This is a genomic window from Enterobacter sp. RHBSTW-00593, from assembly GCF_013784105.1.
Taxonomy (GTDB): Bacteria; Pseudomonadota; Gammaproteobacteria; order Enterobacterales; family Enterobacteriaceae; genus Enterobacter; species Enterobacter ludwigii.
The window spans coordinates 1322940-1342989 of the sequence record NZ_CP056393.1 but is presented as its reverse complement, the minus strand read 5'-3'; the positions used below and the strand labels follow the sequence as shown (position 1 = coordinate 1342989).

At 54.4% G+C, this 20050-nt stretch carries 18 protein-coding genes; 13 read left to right on the top strand and 5 right to left on the bottom strand.

Translation table 11 applies throughout. From position 1 onward, the window contains the following. Nucleotides 1–247 precede the first annotated feature (247 nt). The gene (locus tag HV242_RS06305) at nt 248–454 is read right to left on the bottom strand and encodes a YbfA family protein (RefSeq protein WP_014883027.1); all 207 of its coding nucleotides are present in this window, start codon (nt 452–454) and stop codon (nt 248–250) included. Nucleotides 455–761: 307 nt separating this feature from the next. Between HV242_RS06305 and kdpF the strand changes: the two genes are divergently transcribed. From kdpF to potE, 9 genes are all read left to right on the top strand, one after another. Then, nucleotides 762–851 (top strand): K(+)-transporting ATPase subunit F, encoded by a 90-nt coding sequence (gene kdpF, locus HV242_RS06300; RefSeq protein ID WP_015386886.1) that lies wholly within the window; start codon nt 762–764, stop codon nt 849–851. Continuing rightward, entirely contained in the window at nt 851–2530 is a 1680-nt protein-coding gene (gene kdpA / locus HV242_RS06295) for a potassium-transporting ATPase subunit KdpA (protein ID WP_050737382.1), read from the top strand. Before kdpF ends, kdpA begins: the two co-directional genes overlap by 1 nt. A gap of 18 nt (nt 2531–2548) precedes the next feature. After that, entirely contained in the window at nt 2549–4597 is a 2049-nt protein-coding gene (gene kdpB / locus HV242_RS06290; RefSeq protein WP_014169157.1) for a potassium-transporting ATPase subunit KdpB, read from the top strand. 12 nt (nt 4598–4609) lie between these two features. After that, a complete protein-coding gene (kdpC, locus tag HV242_RS06285) occupies nt 4610–5185 on the top strand; it encodes a potassium-transporting ATPase subunit KdpC (protein ID WP_050737383.1) in 576 nt (191 codons plus the stop codon). Then, on the top strand, nt 5186–7873 hold the full coding sequence (gene kdpD / locus HV242_RS06280) for a two-component system sensor histidine kinase KdpD (RefSeq protein WP_014169155.1): 2688 nt from the start codon (nt 5186–5188) through the stop codon (nt 7871–7873). It abuts the gene before it with no gap. Beyond that, nucleotides 7870–8547 carry a two-component system response regulator KdpE gene (gene kdpE / locus HV242_RS06275; protein ID WP_025204661.1) on the top strand — a complete coding sequence of 226 codons (678 nt, stop codon included), beginning with the start codon at nt 7870–7872 and terminating at the stop codon, nt 8545–8547. Before kdpD ends, kdpE begins: the two co-directional genes overlap by 4 nt. Before the next feature lie 278 nt (nt 8548–8825). Further along, nucleotides 8826–8930: a leader peptide SpeFL gene (speFL, locus tag HV242_RS06270; protein WP_106503839.1), complete on the top strand. Its 105-nt coding sequence runs from the start codon at nt 8826–8828 to the stop codon at nt 8928–8930. Between the two features lie 255 nt (nt 8931–9185). Next, nucleotides 9186–11384: an ornithine decarboxylase SpeF gene (gene speF, locus HV242_RS06265; RefSeq protein ID WP_050737384.1), complete on the top strand. Its 2199-nt coding sequence runs from the start codon at nt 9186–9188 to the stop codon at nt 11382–11384. Next, nucleotides 11381–12694: a putrescine-ornithine antiporter gene (gene potE, locus HV242_RS06260; RefSeq protein ID WP_014169152.1), complete on the top strand. Its 1314-nt coding sequence runs from the start codon at nt 11381–11383 to the stop codon at nt 12692–12694. Before speF ends, potE begins: the two co-directional genes overlap by 4 nt. A gap of 70 nt (nt 12695–12764) precedes the next feature. Here potE and pgm read toward each other — a convergent pair whose 3' ends face one another. Further along, nucleotides 12765–14405, bottom strand: a complete 1641-nt coding sequence (gene pgm, locus HV242_RS06255) for a phosphoglucomutase (alpha-D-glucose-1,6-bisphosphate-dependent) (protein ID WP_041162495.1) — start codon at nt 14403–14405, stop codon at nt 12765–12767. Between the two features lie 24 nt (nt 14406–14429). After that, the gene (seqA, locus tag HV242_RS06250; RefSeq protein WP_020884977.1) at nt 14430–14978 is read right to left on the bottom strand and encodes a replication initiation negative regulator SeqA; all 549 of its coding nucleotides are present in this window, start codon (nt 14976–14978) and stop codon (nt 14430–14432) included. Nucleotides 14979–15161: 183 nt separating this feature from the next. On the opposite strand from seqA, the gene ybfF reads away from it, so the two are divergent. From ybfF to fur, 4 genes are all read left to right on the top strand, one after another. Further along, the gene (ybfF, locus tag HV242_RS06245; protein ID WP_050737387.1) at nt 15162–15935 is read left to right on the top strand and encodes an esterase; all 774 of its coding nucleotides are present in this window, start codon (nt 15162–15164) and stop codon (nt 15933–15935) included. A 128-nt stretch (nt 15936–16063) separates the two neighbouring features. Continuing rightward, a complete protein-coding gene (gene ybfE / locus HV242_RS06240) occupies nt 16064–16351 on the top strand; it encodes a LexA regulated protein (protein ID WP_014169148.1) in 288 nt (95 codons plus the stop codon). Nucleotides 16352–16506: 155 nt separating this feature from the next. Next, on the top strand, nt 16507–17037 hold the full coding sequence (gene fldA, locus HV242_RS06235; RefSeq protein WP_008501067.1) for a flavodoxin FldA: 531 nt from the start codon (nt 16507–16509) through the stop codon (nt 17035–17037). A gap of 288 nt (nt 17038–17325) precedes the next feature. Beyond that, a complete protein-coding gene (fur, locus tag HV242_RS06230; RefSeq protein WP_014169146.1) occupies nt 17326–17772 on the top strand; it encodes a ferric iron uptake transcriptional regulator in 447 nt (148 codons plus the stop codon). A gap of 108 nt (nt 17773–17880) precedes the next feature. Here fur and chiQ read toward each other — a convergent pair whose 3' ends face one another. Both chiQ and chiP read right to left on the bottom strand, forming a co-directional pair. Continuing rightward, the gene (gene chiQ, locus HV242_RS06225) at nt 17881–18210 is read right to left on the bottom strand and encodes a ChiQ/YbfN family lipoprotein (RefSeq protein WP_047744241.1); all 330 of its coding nucleotides are present in this window, start codon (nt 18208–18210) and stop codon (nt 17881–17883) included. Nucleotides 18211–18257: 47 nt separating this feature from the next. After that, complete coding sequence (gene chiP, locus HV242_RS06220; protein ID WP_020884980.1) at nt 18258–19655, bottom strand: chitoporin ChiP; 1398 nt, start codon at nt 19653–19655, stop codon at nt 18258–18260. Nucleotides 19656–20050 lie beyond the last annotated feature (395 nt).

Sequence of the window (20050 nt, the reverse complement as noted above, 5' to 3'; positions counted from 1 at the left end):
TAAACACTGTCGGTTCATCACGTCTTACCACGAGTACGCTGGTGACAATGAACGCAATGCAAAAAGAGCGTTTCATCATGCGGTCCCTGCTGCTAACCGCTCCACCGTTCACCACCGGTGATAAGTCGGTGGACACACGCTCTGACGAGAGCCCAAAAACGGCCCAACGGACCGCGGATCCTGAGGGATAAAAAAAACCGCCACATTGCTGTAGGCGGTTTTTTTATTGCTGTGTGTCGTCTTCGTATCAGTAAAAATCGCAGGTCGCTTTCTCGGCCTGATCCATCCACACCGGCTTCTCGCTGGTTTTGGCCCAGACGCGGTGCAAATAGCTATAAAAACGTGCGCGGTCTTTCCAGAAGAGCATCACCGGCAGGGCCAGCACGCCAGCCACTACGGCGAAAGTGCGACGCATGAAAACGATATGAGCCGGATACGCTTTATAAAGATCCATATTTTCTCCCCTATAGTTGGCCGGAAACATGCTCCGGAAAATTTGAAATCTGTGATCTGGCTAAAATAATACCGCTTTGTTTGTAATTTTACTACTCATCAGACCAGTTATTTTCATCCATTTAGTGAATATTTACATTTCCGCCGTAAGTAAGTTACAAAAAAGTTAACGATTTACTTACCAATAGTTAAATTGTGCCTTTTCCATTTTTATACTTTTTTTACACCCACCCTGCCGATTTTTGCGAAATCTTTGCGCCATAAATCCTACCGTTAACACAAATACAAATGTCACTCGGAGGTGGATTGTGAGTGCAGGTCTGATTACCGGCATCGTGCTGGTGTTCCTGTTATTGGGTTATCTGGTATACGCCCTGATTAATGCGGAGGCCTTCTGATGGCTGCTCAGGCGTTTTTACTTATAGCCAGCTTTTTACTGGTCTTATTGGTGCTTGCCAGACCGCTGGGAACGGGGCTCGCGCGGCTGATCAACAACGTGTCCTTACCGGGTACGGGAAGTATCGAAAAAGGGATCTGGCGCGTACTGGGAATACGCGATCAGGAGATGAACTGGCGTCAGTATCTGGTCGCTATTCTGCTGCTGAATATTGTTGGGCTGGTCGCGCTCTTTGTTATGCTGATGTTGCAGGGTAGCCTGCCGCTGAACCCGCAACAGTTACCGGGCCTGTCCTGGCATCTTGCGCTGAATACGGCTGTCAGCTTTGTCACCAATACCAACTGGCAATCCTACGCCGGCGAAACCACGCTGAGCTACTTCAGCCAGATGGTGGGATTAACCGTACAAAATTTCCTCTCAGCAGCCAGCGGTATCGCGGTTGTCTTCGCGCTGACGCGTGCGTTTGCACGTCAGAATATGGGTACGCTGGGCAATGCCTGGGTTGATCTCACACGCATTTCTCTGTGGGTCTTACTTCCGATTGCTCTGCTCATCGCGCTGTTCTTTATTCAGCAAGGTACGCTGCAAAACCTGCTGCCTTACGCCCCTTATACCTCGCTTGAAGGGGCAAAACAGCTTCTGCCGATGGGGCCTGTGGCCTCACAGGAAGCCATTAAGATGCTCGGTACGAATGGTGGCGGTTTCTTCAATGCCAACTCATCGCATCCGTTTGAAAACCCAACGGCACTGACCAACGCTGTGCAAATGCTGGCGATCTTCCTGATCCCCGCAGCGCTGTGCTTTGCTTTTGGCGATGTAGTGAACGATCGTCGTCAGGGTCGCACCCTGCTCTGGACCATGTCGCTAATCTTTGTCGTCTGTGTTGCGCTGGTGATGTGGGCCGAATGGCAAGGTAACCCGCATTTCCTGACGCTGGGCGCTGACGGCACCATGAATATGGAAGGGAAAGAGAGCCGCTTTGGCATTCTCGCCAGCAGCCTTTATGCCGTGGTCACGACGGCGGCATCCTGCGGGGCGGTCAATGCTATGCACGACTCCTTCACGGCACTGGGCGGCATGATCCCGATGTGGCTGATGCAGATCGGTGAAGTGGTATTCGGCGGCGTAGGCTCGGGTCTTTACGGCATGCTGCTGTTTGTTCTGCTGGCGGTGTTCATTGCGGGTCTGATGATTGGTCGCACCCCGGAATATCTGGGCAAAAAAATCGATGTCCGTGAGATGAAGTTAACCGCGCTGGCGATTCTGGTCACCCCCGCCCTCGTGCTGGCTGGTACCGCACTGGCACTGATGACGGAGGCCGGACGCAGCGGCATCTTCAACCCTGGCATCCACGGCTTTAGCGAAGTGCTTTATGCCGTCTCTTCTGCTTCTAACAATAACGGTAGTGCCTTCGCAGGCTTAAGCGCTAACTCACCGTTCTGGAACTGTCTGCTGGCGTTCTGCATGTTCGTGGGTCGTTTCGGGGTCATTGTGCCGGTGCTGGCGATTGCCGGGTCGCTGGTGAGCAAAAAAATTCAACCGACCACCAGCGGGACGTTGCCGACCCACGGCGCGCTGTTTATCGGACTGCTGACCGGTACCGTGCTGCTGGTCGGCGCCCTGACCTTTATCCCCGCCCTCGCGTTAGGCCCGGTCGCGGAATACCTCTCTTTACGCTGATTTTGCGGAGAATTTGTCATGAGTCGTAAACAAATGGCCCTGTTCGAACCGTCGTTAGTTCGACAGGCCCTCATGGATGCGGTGAAAAAGTTGAGCCCGCGCGTGCAGTGGCACAACCCGGTGATGTTTATCGTCTGGATAGGGAGTTTACTCACCACCGCGCTGGCGATTGCCATGGGAACGGGTCATCTGCAGGGGAATGCGATGTTCACCGGCGCTATCAGCCTGTGGCTGTGGTTCACCGTACTGTTTGCCAACTTTGCGGAAGCGCTGGCGGAAGGCCGCAGCAAAGCGCAGGCCAATAGCCTCAAAGGGGTGAAAAAGACCGCTTTTGCGCGCAAATTACGCGAACCGAAATACGGTGCCCAGATGGACCATGTCCCGGCAGATGAACTACGTAAAGGTGACGTGGTGCTGGTCGAAGCCGGGGACATTATCCCCTGCGACGGTGAAGTCATCGAAGGCGGCGCGTCGGTAGATGAAAGTGCCATCACCGGGGAATCCGCTCCCGTCATACGTGAATCCGGGGGTGATTTCGCCTCCGTGACGGGCGGGACACGCATTCTCTCCGACTGGCTGGTGATCCAGTGTAGCGTCAACCCGGGTGAAACCTTCCTTGACCGTATGATTGCCATGGTGGAAGGCGCGCAGCGTCGTAAAACACCAAACGAAATTGCCCTGACCATCCTGCTGGTGGCGCTGACGATTGTCTTTTTGCTGGCAACCGCCACGTTGTGGCCATTCTCCGCTTACGGCGGTACCGCGGTCACCACCACCGTTCTGGTGGCGCTGCTGGTCTGCCTGATCCCGACTACCATCGGGGGGCTGCTGTCGGCCATCGGTGTGGCCGGTATGAGCCGTATGCTGGGCGCGAACGTCATCGCGACCAGCGGACGTGCGGTCGAGGCCGCAGGGGATGTGGACGTTCTGCTGCTGGATAAAACCGGGACAATTACCCTCGGTAACCGCCAGGCGTCAGAGTTCTTACCTGCCCCCGGCGTGGATGAAAAAACGCTGGCGGATGCGGCGCAACTCTCTTCGCTCGCCGATGAAACGCCGGAAGGCCGCAGTATCGTGATCCTCGCCAAGCAGCGCTTTAACCTGCGCCAGCGCGACGTTCAGAGTCTCCATGCGACTTTCGTTCCCTTCACGGCACAAACCCGAATGAGCGGCATCAACATTCAGGACCGCATGATCCGTAAAGGCTCCGTCGACGCAATTCGTCGCCACATTGAAGCCAACAATGGTCATTTCCCACCAGAAGTGGACAACCTGGTCGAGAGCGTGGCACGTCAGGGCGCGACGCCGCTGGTGGTGGCTGAAGGGGCACATGTGCTGGGGGTGATTTCGCTGAAGGATATCGTAAAAGGCGGGATCAAAGAGCGCTTTGCCCAGCTGCGGAAAATGGGGATCAAAACGGTGATGATCACCGGGGACAACCGTCTGACCGCCGCCGCGATTGCTGCCGAAGCAGGCGTGGATGATTTTCTCTCGGAGGCAACGCCTGAAGCCAAGCTGGCGTTAATTCGTCAGTATCAGGCGGAAGGCCGCCTGGTGGCGATGACGGGTGATGGCACCAACGATGCCCCAGCCCTTGCGCAGGCCGACGTGGCGGTGGCCATGAACTCCGGTACCCAGGCGGCGAAAGAGGCGGGCAACATGGTCGACCTCGACTCGAACCCGACCAAGCTGATTGAAGTTGTGCACATCGGTAAGCAGATGCTGATGACGCGCGGTTCACTGACAACGTTCAGTATCGCCAACGACGTCGCAAAATACTTTGCCATCATTCCCGCGGCGTTTGCGGCCACCTATCCGCAGCTTAATGCGCTGAACGTGATGCATCTGCACTCGCCAGCATCAGCCATTCTCAGTGCGGTTATTTTTAACGCCCTGATTATTGTCTTCCTGATCCCGCTGGCGCTCAAAGGGGTGAGCTATAAACCGCTGACCGCGGCCGCCATGCTGCGCCGCAACCTGTGGATTTACGGGCTGGGTGGGCTGATTGTCCCCTTCATCGGTATCAAGGTTATCGACCTGTTGTTGACGCTGTTTGGGCTGGTTTAAAAGGTGAATCAAATGACGATGTTACGTCCCGCTATACTTCTGTTTATTCTGTTGTCGCTTATTACCGGCGGGCTTTACCCGCTGGTGACCACCGCGCTGGGCCAGTGGTGGTTTAAGGATCAGGCCAACGGCTCGCTGATCGTGCAAAACGGTGAAAACCGCGGTTCGCGTCTGATTGGACAGAATTTTACCGACGCCCGTTACTTCCAGGGACGCCCTTCCGCCACTGCCGAAAGCCCGTATAATCCGATGGCATCCGGTGGCAGTAACCTGGCCGGCAGCAACCCGGAGATGGATAAAGCCATTGCCGAACGTGTAGCCGCCCTGCGCGCCGCAAATCCACAGGCCAGCCGGGAGGTGCCTGTGGAGCTGGTGACGGCCTCTGCAAGCGGGCTGGACTACAGCCTGACGCCGAAGGCGGTGGCATGGCAGATCCCCCGCGTCGCGGCGGCCCGTCAGCTGACGGTGGAACAGGTGAGCAAGCTGGTCGCAGAGCATACGCAAAAACCGCTGGTCAGCTTCATCGGCATGCCCGTGGTGAATATTGTTGAGCTGAATCTGGCGCTGGACGCGCTAAGGAAAAACTAAATGACCGACGAGCCCATGCGCCCGGATCCGGACAGGCTGCTCGAACAGACGGCTGAAGCCCATCGCGGCAAACTGAAAATCTTCTTCGGCGCCTGTGCTGGCGTCGGGAAAACCTTCGCCATGCTGACAGAAGCCCAGCGGCTTCGGGCGCAGGGGCTCGATATTCTTATCGGCGTGGTGGAAACCCACGGCCGGAAAGAGACGGCAGCACTGTTGAAGGGGCTGGCGACACAGCCGCCTCGCCGTATCAGCCATCGTGGGCGTCTGGTCACGGAGTTCGATCTCGACGCCGCCCTCGCCCGCAGGCCCGCGCTTATCCTGATGGACGAACTGGCACACAGTAATGCTTCAGGCTCGCGCCACCCCAAACGCTGGCAGGACGTTGAAGAGCTGCTTGAAGCAGGCATTGATGTTTTCACCACGGTAAATGTTCAGCATCTCGAAAGCCTGAACGACGTGGTCAGCGGCGTGACCGGGATTCAGGTTCGCGAAACCGTACCCGATCCCTTTTTCGACTCTGCGGACGAAGTGGTGCTGGTCGATCTGCCTCCAGACGATCTGCGCCAGCGACTGCATGAAGGAAAAGTCTATATTGCAGGTCAGGCCGAACGCGCCATCGAACATTTCTTTCGCAAAGGCAACCTGATAGCCCTGCGCGAGCTGGCCCTGCGTCGCACGGCGGATCGCGTGGACGATCAGATGCGCGCCTGGCGTGACCTGCAAGGGCAGGAGCGCGTCTGGCATACGCGGGATGCCATTCTGCTGTGTGTGGGTCACGGCAGCGGCAATGAAAAGCTCGTCCGCACCGCAGCGCGCCTGGCGGCCAAGTTTGGCAGCGTCTGGCATGCGGTCTATGTCGAGACGCCGCAGCTTCACGCGCTGCCTGAAAACCAGCGCCGCGCGATCTTAAGTTCGCTGCGTCTGGCACAGGAGCTGGGCGCAGAAACCGCCACCCTCTCCGATCCCCAGGAAGATAAAGCCATTCTGCGCTACGCGCGTGAGCACAACCTCGGGAAAATTGTCATTGGCCGTCGTCAGCATCGTCGCTGGTTTAGCCGCGAATCCTTTGCTGACAAACTGGCCCGGCGTGCTCCCGACCTCGATCTGGTGATTGTCGCACTGGATGACAAACCCACCCCTTTACCCAACCGCGCACCGGACAGCCGCACTTTTAATGATAAATGGCGAATTCAGATCCGCGGCTGTCTTGTCGCCGTCGTGCTCTGCGCGCTGATCACCGTGATTGCCAGCCACTGGCTGATTGCCTTCGATGCGGCCAATCTGGTGATGATCTACCTGCTCGGCGTGGTCGTGGTGGCGCTCTTTTACGGGCGCTGGCCCTCAGTACTGGCGACGTTCATCAACGTCATCAGCTTCGATCTGTTCTTTATCGCGCCCCGCGGAACGCTCGCCGTTTCGGATGTGCAGTACATTCTCACCTTTGCCGTGATGCTCACCGTTGGGCTGGTGATCGGTAATCTGACGGCGGGCGTACGCTATCAGGCCCGTATCGCCCGCTACCGCGAACAGCGCACACGGCATCTCTATGAGATGTCTAAATCGCTGGCGGTTGGCCGTACACCGCTGGATATTGTGCAGACCAGCGAGCAGTTTATCCGCTCGACCTTTCACGCCAGCAACCTGATTTTACTCCCGGACGAACACGGAAAACTGCGCCCGCTGACCTCGGCCTCAGGCATGACGCCCTGGGATGAAGCCATTGCGCGCTGGAGCTTTGATAAAGGACTTCCTGCGGGTGCAGGGACGGACACCCTGCCCGGCGTACCGTATCAAATTCTGCCGCTGCGCAGCGCCGATAAAAATCAGGGGCTGGTGATCGTTGAACCGTCGAATCTGCGCCAGTTGATGATCCCCGAACAGCAGCGATTGCTGGAGACATTTACCCTGCTGGTGGCAAGCGCGCTGGAACGGCTGGCGCTTACCGCCAGCGAAGAACAGGCCCGTCTGGCAAGCGAGCGCGAGAGCATTCGTAACTCATTGCTGGCCGCCCTCTCCCACGACCTTCGCACCCCACTCACCGTGCTGTTTGGCCAGTCAGAAATTTTGACGCTGGATTTGGCAGCGGAAGGCTCGAAACATGCGTTGCAGGCCAGCGAGATCCGCCAGCATGTGCTGAACACCACACGCCTGGTAAATAATCTGCTTGATATGGCGCGTATTCAGTCGGGCGGATTTAACCTCAAAAAAGAGTGGCTCACGCTCGAAGAGGTGGTGGGTAGCGCCCTGAAAATGCTGGAGCCAGGCCTCGGTGGACGCCATATTGCGCTGAACATGCCCGAACCGCTAACGTTAATTCACGTTGATGGCCCGCTGTTTGAACGCGTGCTGATCAATCTGCTGGAAAATGCCGGCAAATACGCAGGAGCAAACGCCCGGATTGGGGTGGATGCCACGGTGGAAGATCACACGCTACGGCTTGACGTCTGGGATACCGGGCCGGGTATCCCTGCCGGACAGGAGTTCGCTATTTTCGAGAAATTTGCCCGCGGTAATAAAGAGTCGGCCATTCCCGGCGTGGGTCTGGGTCTGGCGATTTGCCAGGCGATTATTGACGTTCATGGCGGTACCATTTCGGCGGAGAATCGCCCGGAAGGCGGCGCACGTTTTTGTGTTAAACTTCCTCTGGAAGCCCCGCCAGAACTTAATGAATTACCAGAGGATTTGTGATCAACGTTCTGATTGTTGAAGATGAGATCGCCATTAGCCGGTTTCTGCGTGCTGCGCTGGAAGGCGATGGCCTGCGCGTTCATGACGCCGGCACGCTCCAGCGGGGTTTGATTGAAGCGGCCACGCGCAAACCTGATCTGGTGATCCTCGATCTCGGCCTGCCGGATGGCGACGGCATCGATTTTATTCGTGAGGTTCGACAGTGGAGTCAGATGCCCATTCTGGTGCTGTCAGCCCGTACCGAAGAGTCGGATAAAATCGCGGCGCTGGATGCCGGAGCGGATGACTATCTGATTAAGCCTTTTGGTATTGGCGAACTGCAGGCTCGCCTTCGTGTCGCGCTGCGTCGTCACAGCGCCACCACCCCTGCCGACCCAACATACACGTTTGGTGATATTCGGGTTGATCTGGCAGCACGGCGCATCGCTCGCGGTGAAGAGGAAATCCATCTCACCCCCATCGAGTTTCGGCTACTCGCCGTTTTGCTCAATAATCACGGTAAGGTACTCACCCAGCGCCAGCTGTTGAGTCAGGTGTGGGGGCCAAACGCCGTGGAACATAGTCACTATTTACGCATATATATGGGACACCTTCGACAAAAACTGGAAGTTGACCCCGCGCGTCCTCGTCATTTATTAACTGAAACCGGTATCGGTTATCGGTTCATGCTTTGAATAACTATTCAGTTTATTTTTAAATAAACGCCTACCCTCCCATAAAATACGCGCAAAAATAATCTCCGGGTTATTTTTTGGTGTATTTATGTCCATTCAGCACATTCATAACACAATCCGTTAACGCAACATCAACATATCAGCATTTTGATCTGCGATATTCATCAAAAGCGAATATTTATTTCTGATTTGATCGGTTAACGGTGATCTGTTTCACAGTTAATCGCTTTTTCCAGGATAAAATGTCCATGCTTTCAATTACTGAAAGGAAATGAAACATGGAAAACAATAATCGTTTAATGCCCCATATAAGGCGGACAACTCATATCATGATGTTTGCCCACCGAAACTGTTTTGACTTTCATATCTTTAATGCCCGGTAGTCCTTCGACTTCTGGCGCACCCGCTTACAGGTTATCCTGAAACACCCTATTTTACAGGCCTTTGCCTGTGAACCCGTGCGCTCATTCATCTTAATTCAGGCTCATCCGCGACCGGGCGGACTGAATTCTATTCAGCAAAAAACGCATTACTGATTTTTTAATCAGCGGCCTCCTTTTGCTGTTTTCCGGCATATTATCGATTTCTTTTCTGCAAGAAATCGAGGGACTGTTATTACCTAAAATAAAGAGAGAAAGATGAAAAGTTTAAAAATTGCAGCCAGCCGCGCCTGCCCTGATTGCTTTACCACTCACCGTGAACTGGTGGATATCAACGCCACGGATTATATTGATGTTGCCGCCATTGTTCTGGCCGTCAGCGATATTTTCACTGGTCGTATAGAAGAAATAGAAGCAACCGGATTTGGCATTCCTGTTTTTGTCGCGACGCATAAAGAAGAAATTATCCCGGCAGAGTATTTATCGCGGATCCACGGCGTATTCGAAGCATCAGACACCAGCAACGACTTCCACGGACGCCAACTGGAAGCAGCCGCGCAGAAGTATGAAACCCAACTGCGTCCGCCGTTTTTCCGGGCTCTGGTCGACTATGTCAAACAGGGTAACAGCGCCTTCGACTGTCCGGGTCACCAGGGCGGGCAATTCTTCCGCCGTCACCCTGCCGGCAATCAGTTTGTCGATTTCTTTGGCGAAACCCTTTTCCGCTCAGACCTGTGCAACGCCGACGTGGCGATGGGCGATCTGCTGATCCACGAAGGGGCACCCTGCATTGCGCAGCAGCATGCGGCGAAAGTCTTTAATGCCGATAAAACCTACTTCGTGCTGAACGGAACCTCATCGTCCAACAAAGTGGTGCTCAACGCCCTTCTCACTCCGGGCGACCTGGTCCTGTTCGATCGCAACAACCATAAATCCAACCACCACGGAGCACTTCTTCAGGCGGGCGCAACGCCGGTCTATCTGGAAACCGCACGTAACCCGTACGGCTTTATTGGCGGCATCGACGCCCACTGCTTCGAGGAGAATTATCTGCGTGAGCTGGTGTCCGAAGTGGCGCCGGGCCGTGCCCGCGACGCGCGTCCGTTCCGCCTGGCGGTGATCCAGCTGGGTACCTACGATGGCACCATCTATAACGCTCGCCAGGTCGTGGATAACATTGGCCATCTGTGCGACTACATCCTGTTTGACTCTGCCTGGGTGGGTTACGAGCAGTTTATACCGATGATGGCCGATTGCTCTCCGCTGCTGCTGGAGCTGAATGAAAACGATCCAGGGATCCTGGTCACCCAGTCAGTCCATAAACAGCAGGCCGGTTTCTCACAGACCTCGCAAATCCACAAGAAGGACAGCCACATCAAAGGCCAGCAGCGCTATGTTCCGCATAAGCGGCTGAATAATGCCTTCATGATGCACGCGTCCACCAGCCCGTTCTATCCGCTGTTTGCTGCACTGGATATCAACGCCCGCATGCATGAGGGACAGAGCGGCCGCAACATGTGGATGGACTGCGTGGTGACCGGTATCGAAGCCCGTAAGCTGATCCTGCAGAACTGCCAGTATCTTCGCCCATTCGTGCCGGAACTGGTTGATGGCCGTCCGTGGGAAAGCTGGGACACCGCTGAGATTGCCACGGACCTGCGCTTCTTCCACTTCGTGCCCGGTGAACACTGGCACGCCTTCGAAGGCTATGCCGAACATCAGTATTTTATCGACCCGTGCAAACTGCTGCTGACCACGCCGGGTATTAACGCCAGGACCGGTGAGTACGAGGATTTCGGCGTCCCCGCCACTATTCTCGCCAACTTCCTGCGTGAAAACGGCATCGTGCCGGAAAAATGCGATCTCAACTCCATCCTGTTCCTGCTCACGCCTGCCGAGGATATGGGCAAACTGCAGCAACTGGTCGCGCAACTGGTACGCTTCGAAAAACTGCTCGAGACGGATGCCCCTCTCAAAGAGGTACTGCCTTCTGTCTGTAAACAGTATCCGGAGCGCTATGCAGATTACACCCTGCGCCAGATTTGCCAGGAAATGCATGAGCTGTACGCCCGCCACAACGTGAAGCAGCTGCAAAAAGAGATGTTCCGCAAGTCTCACTTCCCGCGCGTCATGATGAACCCGCAAGAGGCGAACTATGCCTACCTGCGGGGTGAGGTCGAGCTGGTCTCGCTGCGCGATGCGGAAGGTCGCATTGCCGCCGAAGGTGCCCTTCCTTATCCACCAGGGGTGTTGTGCGTTGTGCCGGGTGAAGTCTGGGGCGGTTCCGTGCTGCGCTACTTTGCTGCGCTGGAAGAGGGTATCAACCTTTTACCGGGCTTCGCGCCGGAACTGCAGGGCGTTTACGTTGAGGAGTGTGACTGTCGTAAGCAGGTTCGTTGTAACGTCATCAAACACGCTGCCGCTCAGCCATCGCTGCTGAAAGGAGAAAAATTATGAGCAAGTCCAATAAAATGGGCGTGGTACAGCTGACCATTCTCACCATGGTAAACATGATGGGGTCCGGGATCATCATGTTGCCCACCAAGCTTGCGGAAGTAGGAACCATTTCGATTATCTCCTGGATGGTGACCGCCGTGGGGTCAATGGCACTGGCCTGGGCATTCGCCAAGTGCGGTATGTTCAGCCGCAAGCCCGGCGGGATGGGCGGCTACGCCGAATATGCCTTTGGCAAATCCGGGAACTTCATGGCCAACTACACCTATGGCGTCTCTTTGCTGATCGCTAACGTGGCGATTGCCATTTCCGCCGTGGGTTACGGTACTGAGCTATTCGGTGTGGCGCTGACCCCGGTGCAAATCGGGCTGGCGACCATCGGCGTGCTGTGGATCTGCACCGTGGCTAACTTTGGCGGCGCGCGCATTACCGGACAGATCAGCAGTATTACCGTCTGGGGGGTCATTATCCCGGTGGTTGGGCTGTGCATCATCGGCTGGTTCTGGTTTAGCCCCACGCTGTACGTCAACTCCTGGAACCCACACCATGTTCCGTTCTTCACCGCAGTGGGCTCTTCCATCGCCATGACGCTGTGGGCCTTCCTGGGGCTGGAATCTGCGTGTGCTAACGCCGAAGTGGTGGAAAACCCGGAGAAGAACGTACCGATTGCCGTGCTTGGCGGTACGCTGGGCGCTGCGGCCATTTACATTGTCTCAACCAACGTGATTGCAGGGATTGTACCGAACATGGATCTTGCCAGTTCCACGGCACCGTTCGGTCTGGCCTTTGCGCAGATGTTTACGCCGGGTGTCGGGAAAGTGATCATGGGGCTGATGGTGATGTCCTGCTGCGGCTCGCTTCTCGGCTGGCAGTTCACCATCGCTCAGGTCTTTAAATCATCCGCTGACGAAGGGTATTTCCCGAAAATCTTCTCCCGGGTCAGCAAAGCAGAGGCACCGGTTCAGGGCATGCTGGCGATTGTTATCTTCCAGAGTGGGTTATCTTTGATGACCATCAGCCCGTCGCTGAACAGCCAGTTCAACGTGCTGGTCAACCTGGCGGTAGTGACCAATATCATTCCGTATATTCTGTCGATGGCGGCGCTGGTCATCATTCAGAAGGTGGCGAAGGTGGACGCAGGCAAAGCGAGGGTGGCGAATATTGTGGCGCTGATTGGGGCAATTTACAGCTTCTATGCGCTCTACTCTTCCGGCCAGGAAGCCATGCTGTATGGTGCGATGGTGACCTTTATGGGCTGGACGCTGTACGGTCTGGTATCACCACGGTTTGAATTGAAAAATAAACACAGTTAATGCAAAAGCAAAACGGCAACCCCAGGGTTGCCGTTTTGACTGCATCGTGAGGGCATCAGCCCACCGCGATTTACGCGTTTTTCAGCACTTCGCTGACAATCTCTACCGCTTCTTTCTCAATCAGCTTACGATGTTCGTCACCGAGGAAGCTCTCACAATAGATTTTGTACGCATCTTCCGTACCGGATGGACGCGCGGCAAACCAGCCGTTTTCGGTCATCACTTTCAGACCACCGATAGAGGCACCGTTACCCGGGGCCGCCGTCAGACGGGCCGTGATAGGATCACCGGCCAGCGTGCTGGCACTAACCATCTCCGGAGAGAGTTTAGACAGCGCTGCTTTCTGCGCGGAGGTCGCGCCAGCCTGAATACGGTTATAGCTTGGCGCGCCAAAGCGTGCCGCCAGCTCGTTATAGTGTTCCTGCGGATTTTTACCGGTGACAGCCGTGATTTCCGCTGCCAGCAGGCACATGATAATCCCGTCTTTATCGGTAGACCATGGCGTGCCGTCAAAACGCAGGAAGGATGCGCCCGCGCTCTCTTCACCGCCAAAACCGAAGCTGCCGTCGTGCAAACCGTCAACAAACCATTTGAAGCCTACCGGTACTTCCACCAGCTTACGGCCCAGCGCCTCAACCACGCGGTCAATCATCGCCGAGGAGACCAGCGTTTTACCTACAGCCACCTCTTTGCCCCACTGTGGACGATGCTGGAACAGGTAGTTGATGGCAACCGCAAGATAATGGTTCGGGTTCATCAGCCCTGCCGGGGTGACAATACCGTGGCGGTCATAATCCGGGTCGTTGGCAAACGCCAGGTCGAATTTATCACGCAGCGCCAGCAGGCCCGCCATCGCGCACTCGGAAGAGCAGTCCATACGGATTGCGCCGTCTTTATCCAGGTGCATAAAGCGGAAGGTCTGATCAACATGATCGTTAACGATGGTCAGGTTCAGCTTGTAATGCTCTGCGATGCGTTTCCAGTATTCGATACCGGAGCCGCCGAGAGGGTCAACGCCCAGCTTCAGACCGGCTTTCTGGATGGCCGCCATATCGACGATATCCGCCAGACCTTCCACAAATGGCTGCACCAGATCCTGCTCTTTCACATGGCCGGACGCCATGGCTGCATCCAGAGAGAGGCGTTTCACCCCATTCAGGCCATCCGCCAGCAGTGCATTGGCACGATCTTCAACCACTTTCGTGACGTTCGTGTCTGCCGGTCCACCGTTAGGCGGGTTGTATTTGATCCCACCGTCTTCCGGCGGGTTGTGTGATGGGGTGATCACAATCCCGTCAGCCAGCGCGCCGCCTTTTTTGTTGTGGACAAGGATCGCGTTAGAGACCGCAGGGGTCGGCGTGAAGCCGTTATTTTCCTGAACAATGACGTCAACGCCATTCGCCGTCAGCACTTCCAGCACGGAAATGAACGCCGGTTCAGACAGAGCATGGGTATCTTTTCCCACATAGCACGGACCGGTAACGCCGTTTTTAGCGCGCTCTTCCGCGATGGCCTGAGCAATAGCCAGAATGTGCGGTTCGTTAAAGCTATGGCGCGCCGCGCTACCGCGGTGGCCAGATGTACCAAACTTCACTGCGTGTTCTGCGTTGCCCACGACCGGTTTCAGCACGTAATACTGCGCGGTCAGCTGAGCGACGTTAATCAAATCGCTTTGTTGTGCAGGTTGGCCTGCACGGCTGTGATTTGCCATTACCGGGTCCTTCTGATGCAAGGGTTAAATTGTACCGCAAACCTTTTCAATCAATTCCGCCGGGAACTGCATGGACTGCATGATGTGTTCAACCATGCTGCACTTGCGGCCCGTATTGGTATTGGTGATGACCCAGTACGGCGTGCCTGGGACATGTTTAGGTTTGGTTTGGTTGCCATTTTGCAGCAGCGTTTGCTCGTCGCCCGCGAAATAGACGCGGGTACGACCGTGCAGCGACTCGGTCGCTTCAGCAAACGCTTTGTTATCCAGTGAATAGAGTGTAGACAGCACCAGCATGAAGCGGTTAACCGCTTTTTTCTGCTCGGCGTACTCATCAGAGAGCAGCAACTCGCGCATCGCACGTACTTTGTCTTTCACTTGCGCGACGGCAGGTTTTGCTTGTGCAACAACGTTTTGTTGAGACACGACATCTTTAGTGACTGGGGTAGCAGGCTGTGAGGCGGCGGAAATTTTAAGCATGCGCCGTAAAATGTCGGACGCACTCTCCCCGATATGCCGCGTCTGGCTGGCAATATACTGATAGAGTTCGTCATCAACTTCGATTGTTTTCATCTTAATCCAGTGCGATATCTTATCTGAATACAAGTCGTTGGGATTATAAAGTTAAATTCCAACAGCGGATAGCGTCAAACCAGGTTGGCGGCAAAAGTCAGATTAAACTGGAACCTTGCAGCCGGGCGGCAGAATGGTCAACATGATACCCTAACCTGACATACGTAAAAAAAGAACTTTGCCATGAAATTGAATACCCGAGCGCAAACTGCACAATCGCCGAACAATAATTCTCCCATCGTACTGGTTCACGGGCTTTTTGGCAGCCTGGATAACCTGGGGGTGCTGGCGCGCGATCTGGTTACCGATCACGATATTTTGCAGGTCGATATGCGAAATCACGGTCTTTCCGGGCGTTCAGAGGAGATGACCTACGCGGCAATGGCCCAGGATCTGCTCGATACGCTTGATGCCAACCATCTTCAGAAGGTGACGCTCATCGGGCATTCTATGGGTGGCAAGGCGGTAATGGCCCTGACGGCGCTGGCACCGGACAGAATCAACGGTCTGGTCGTGATCGACGTTGCCCCGGTGGATTACGACGTGCGCCGTCATGACGACATTTTTGCTGCCGTCAATGCGGTGACAGAGGCTGGGGTTTCAACCCGCCAACAGGCCACAGCCGTCATGCGCGAACATCTTAATGAAGAAGGCGTTATTCAGTTTCTGCTGAAGTCGTTTGTCGACGGCCAGTGGCGTTTCAACGTGCCGGTACTCTGGGCGCAGTACAACAACATCGTCGGCTGGGATACGGTGCCCGCCTGGCAACACCCTACCCTCTTTATTCGCGGCGGTAACTCCCCTTATGTCACCGACGCCTACCGCGACACCTTGCTGGCGCAATTCCCGCAGGCCCGCGCCCATGTCATCGCCGGTGCCGGACACTGGGTTCACGCGGAAAAACCTGACGCCGTGTTACGCGCCATCCGCCGCTATCTCTCTGATACTGCGAATTGATTAAAAAGAGAGCGACTGGAAGGTTGCGGGCTTCCAGTCGTTGGCGTGCCGTTTTTGGTGATGTATGATGGCGCGCTCATCGCCCGGGCAATAGCAGGGCGGCTTGTTTCCCCCGAAGTCTCAGAATCATGGCCAAAGAACAAACGGACCGTACGACACTAGATCTGTTCGCGAATGAGCGTCGACCGGGACGACCGAAAACGAATCCGCTTTCGCGCGATGAACAGCTGCGTATTAATAAACGCAACCAGCTTAAACGCGATAAAAATCGTGGGCTTAAGCGTGTCGAACTGAAGCTCAATGCCGACGCCGTCGATGCGCTTAACGAACTGGCTGAAGCGCGTAATATCAGCCGTAGCGAGCTCATTGAAGAGATGTTGATCGCCCAGCTTGAGACGTTGCGCCGCCAGGCATAAGTCTGAAAATCCCCTTTCTTACCCTTTTCATGTAGCACAGAGTGCAGTCCTGCGCGATAGCTGTTTCCGCGGGGTTGCCAGTTCTGCTATTATTGCCCTTATCCGTGGACAAATTGCGCCACCATACCATTAAGTTTCAAGAGGTTATTTTACTCATGGCAATCATCGGCATTTTCTTCGGCAGTGATACCGGCAATACCGAAAATATCGCAAAAAACATTCAAAAACAGCTCGGTAAAGACGTTGCCGATGTGCATGACATCGCCAAGAGCAGCAAAGAAGATCTCGAAGGCTATGACATCCTGTTGCTGGGTATCCCAACCTGGTACTACGGTGAAGCCCAGTGTGACTGGGATGATTTCTTCCCGACGCTGGAAGAAGTGGACTTCAACGGCAAGCTGGTCGCCCTGTTTGGCTGCGGCGATCAGGAAGACTACGCTGAGTACTTCTGTGACGCACTGGGCACTATCCGCGATATCATTGAACCGAATGGTGCAGTTATCGTAGGCCACTGGCCGACTGCCGGTTACCACTTCGAAGCGTCTAAAGGCCTGGCCGATGACGACCACTTCGTGGGTCTGGCGATCGACGAAGACCGTCAGCCAGAACTGACCGCAGAACGCGTTGAGAAGTGGGTGAAGCAGATCCGCGAAGAACTGCACCTGGACGATATTCTTAACGCCTGATTGTTAGTGTGGCGCAACCCCGGTTGCGCCCAGGAACCAGGTCAAACGATTAAATTAATCGCTACAATCTTTTAACTTTTTCGCCCAGACCTGTACAATGTCTCCCAGGTAAAATGGGGTGCCATTGAGTAAGTTTGTCGGTGATACCACGTTTTTATAAGCATACTTTGCCTGAGACTTGCAGTTTTCATTTAGCCATGGCAGTTCTATAATGAGACGCATTATTCCAGGTGCATTTTCTGTCACTTCCTCCAGAAGTGAATCGTTTAGCAACAGGACAGATTCCGCATGACTGACAACAATACCGCATTAAAGAAGGCTGGCCTGAAAGTTACGCTTCCTCGGTTAAAAATCCTTGAAGTGCTTCAGGGTCCAGACAATCACCATGTCAGTGCGGAAGACCTTTACAAGCGTCTTATCGACATGGGTGAAGAGATTGGGCTGGCAACCGTCTATCGCGTGCTGAACCAGTTTGATGACGCGGGCATTGTTACCCGTCATAATTTCGAAGGCGGTAAATCTGTATTCGAACTGACCCAGCAGCAGCACCACGATCACCTGATCTGCCTGGATTGTGGCAAGGTCATTGAATTTAGCGATGATTCCATCGAAGCACGTCAGCGTGAAATCGCTGCTCGTCATGGTATCCGCCTGACCAACCATAGCCTGTATCTGTATGGTCACTGTGCTGAAGGTGATTGCCGCGAAGACGATCACGCACACGACGCCAAATAAGTCGAACTTTCATACTCTGAGCCAGCCGCAAGGTTGGCTTTTTTTTGCCTGTCATCCGGCAAAAAAAAGCCCGGTAAGCACAGCGCCACCGGGCCTTAACACGCTTACTTAATTTCCGTTGTTACTGCGTATTTCCTTCCAGATCTGGTCGCAACGCTTCGCCACTTCCTGATCGTTACCGGTTTTACGCGCCTGAATACAGGCCTGATAGTCCATCACGCGAACATTTTCCTGCGTTGCAAACTGCTCATGCGCCTTCTCTTTCTTCAGCACATTCAGTACGCTCTGGCAGGCTTCAATTTTCTCCGGTGAGCCTTCAGCGGTGTTAATGCAGGCGCTGTAAGCCTCCTTCAGGCGAGAATCTTCTTTCGTCGCCGGGTCCTGGGCGCAAGCCACCAGCCCCGAGGCCAGCAACGCGACGATTACCATTTTTTTCATCATGTGCAGTCTCCATTCCGGCGGGACGGAACCCGCCGGAGCGTTCATCAGAAGATAGTGAATGGTGCGATAACCATGAATTTCACGTCACGTTCATCCTGGAAGATGTTGCCGTAACCGCCCGCGTAGCTTGGAATATCAGAGTGGTTGTCATACTGCGTGAAGTGCAGCTTGAACATCGTGCCTTTCGCACGTCCGTCCTGCACGGTATAGATGGCATCCAGGCTGTAAGAGGACTCTTTCAGACGGTAGTTCGGATCGTAGTACGCATCCGGTGTGGCCATGTCGCCCGGTTTAGCGTCCCAGGCATACGCGTAGGAGGCGCCCACCGCCCAGCCCGGCAGGTTCCAGTTTTTCAGGTCATACATTGCGCCGAAGAAGACCGCTTTTTCGCCGTCGGCGTTGAAATCAGAGCGGTTATCCCACCAGATATCCAGACGACCGTTGGAAGATGCGTAAGTCGGGGTCATACGCTGCAGGAAGTAACCCTGCTGCCCTTCCGCCTTCACCCATGTCCCTTCCAGACGCAAATCCACCTGACCCACTTTGTAGCCAAAGGTCAGCGCCTGCAGCCAGGCCGTGCCGTCATAAATATCGTTGACGCCACCATCGCTGACTTTATCTCGCGTGCCGTAGAACTGGTAACTGGTACTCAACGGACTCCCTGCGATATCAAACTTGTAGCTGGCTTTGGCAAAATACTGATCGATATAACCTTCAGCCTGACCAAAAGCGGCTTCTAACACGAGGTCGTTTTTAAAATCGTACTTCGCACCCAGCGAGTGGAGGTAATCCACTTTGGTCTTTTTATCGTTCTGGTAAAACTTATCCATTTCGATATGCCACGGGGCTTTGTATTCGTTGGTCCACATATAGGAGAAACTCAACGCACCCGCATCACCGTAGTCAAAGTTAGCGCCAGCTTCAGCGCCCTGGTAAGTACCAGGCATAAAACTCCAGTGTGGCGCTAACAGGGTTTGGCCAGTTGGCTGAATATATCCGCCGCGCGCCCAGACTGGACCATATTTGAATTTTGCAGCGGCTTTATACAGACTGATACCGCTTTTATCGCCGGACCAGTCTTCTTTATAGGCCTTATTGCTGGACGAGAAGGCAATTTCGTTCGGGTGTCCGCTGTCGCCATTTTCCGCCATTTCAATTGCCGTGAATGCGGCAATATCCAGGCCGAACATATCGGCGGCATAGCCTGACTGGAAGTCGAGGTTGGCGTTCCAGGTAGAGTGAGAAAGGTTGGTTTTGTATTTGTCTTCGGTAACGTCTTTACGGTCACGTTCACGCTGCCAGTAATAAATACCGCCCGTGAGGGTAGAATCTTCGATGAAGCCTGCTGCCTTAGCCTCTGGCGCAATCACCAGGCCTGACATTGCTGTCACACCGGCGATAGCCAGCGCCAGCGCACTACGTTTGCCACTGAACGTACGCATAGATTATTCCTCTTTGACGAATTAAAACGCCTGAACGGCGAAAAATATAAAAGACCAAAAGGTCAGGGGTAGTCAGAAATACCCTCGAATTAACTACCGCCTTTAGGTTATTTTTCGCGACGCGAATTATCAATGCTTTTCAGTGGGCAAAAGTCAGGATTATGACGAAGTGCACATAATTCGTAGTGCTTTGTAACATTTAGCGGGAGACGAGATTTGGCGGGGCAAGTCATTAAATTTAAGCCAGTAATTGTGTAAATTACTGGTTATTTTCAGGTCTTCACTATTTTCAGAAATATACAAACTTTTTTTAGAAAAATAAGTAGCACCACATTGACCTGAATATTGCGCAGACATTATTTTTGCTCGCGCTTAACGATATGATCATTCAATAA

Excerpts from the sequence above, each read along its gene's own strand:
- kdpA (WP_050737382.1), top strand. The coding sequence starts at position 851 with ATGGCTGCTCAGGCGTTTTTACTTATAGCCAGCTTTTTACTGGTCTTA.
- HV242_RS06305 (WP_014883027.1), bottom strand. The coding sequence starts at position 454 with ATGGATCTTTATAAAGCGTATCCGGCTCATATCGTTTTCATGCGTCGC.
- kdpB (WP_014169157.1), top strand. The coding sequence starts at position 2,549 with ATGAGTCGTAAACAAATGGCCCTGTTCGAACCGTCGTTAGTTCGACAG.
- ybfE (WP_014169148.1), top strand. The coding sequence starts at position 16,064 with ATGGCCAAAGAACAAACGGACCGTACGACACTAGATCTGTTCGCGAAT.
- ybfF (WP_050737387.1), top strand. The coding sequence starts at position 15,162 with ATGAAATTGAATACCCGAGCGCAAACTGCACAATCGCCGAACAATAAT.
- seqA (WP_020884977.1), bottom strand. The coding sequence starts at position 14,978 with ATGAAAACAATCGAAGTTGATGACGAACTCTATCAGTATATTGCCAGC.
- speF (WP_050737384.1), top strand. The coding sequence starts at position 9,186 with ATGAAAAGTTTAAAAATTGCAGCCAGCCGCGCCTGCCCTGATTGCTTT.
- fur (WP_014169146.1), top strand. The coding sequence starts at position 17,326 with ATGACTGACAACAATACCGCATTAAAGAAGGCTGGCCTGAAAGTTACG.
- kdpD (WP_014169155.1), top strand. The coding sequence starts at position 5,186 with ATGACCGACGAGCCCATGCGCCCGGATCCGGACAGGCTGCTCGAACAG.
- kdpC (WP_050737383.1), top strand. The coding sequence starts at position 4,610 with ATGACGATGTTACGTCCCGCTATACTTCTGTTTATTCTGTTGTCGCTT.
- fldA (WP_008501067.1), top strand. The coding sequence starts at position 16,507 with ATGGCAATCATCGGCATTTTCTTCGGCAGTGATACCGGCAATACCGAA.
- chiP (WP_020884980.1), bottom strand. The coding sequence starts at position 19,655 with ATGCGTACGTTCAGTGGCAAACGTAGTGCGCTGGCGCTGGCTATCGCC.
- pgm (WP_041162495.1), bottom strand. The coding sequence starts at position 14,405 with ATGGCAAATCACAGCCGTGCAGGCCAACCTGCACAACAAAGCGATTTG.
- chiQ (WP_047744241.1), bottom strand. The coding sequence starts at position 18,210 with ATGAAAAAAATGGTAATCGTCGCGTTGCTGGCCTCGGGGCTGGTGGCT.
- potE (WP_014169152.1), top strand. The coding sequence starts at position 11,381 with ATGAGCAAGTCCAATAAAATGGGCGTGGTACAGCTGACCATTCTCACC.
- speFL (WP_106503839.1), top strand. The coding sequence starts at position 8,826 with ATGGAAAACAATAATCGTTTAATGCCCCATATAAGGCGGACAACTCAT.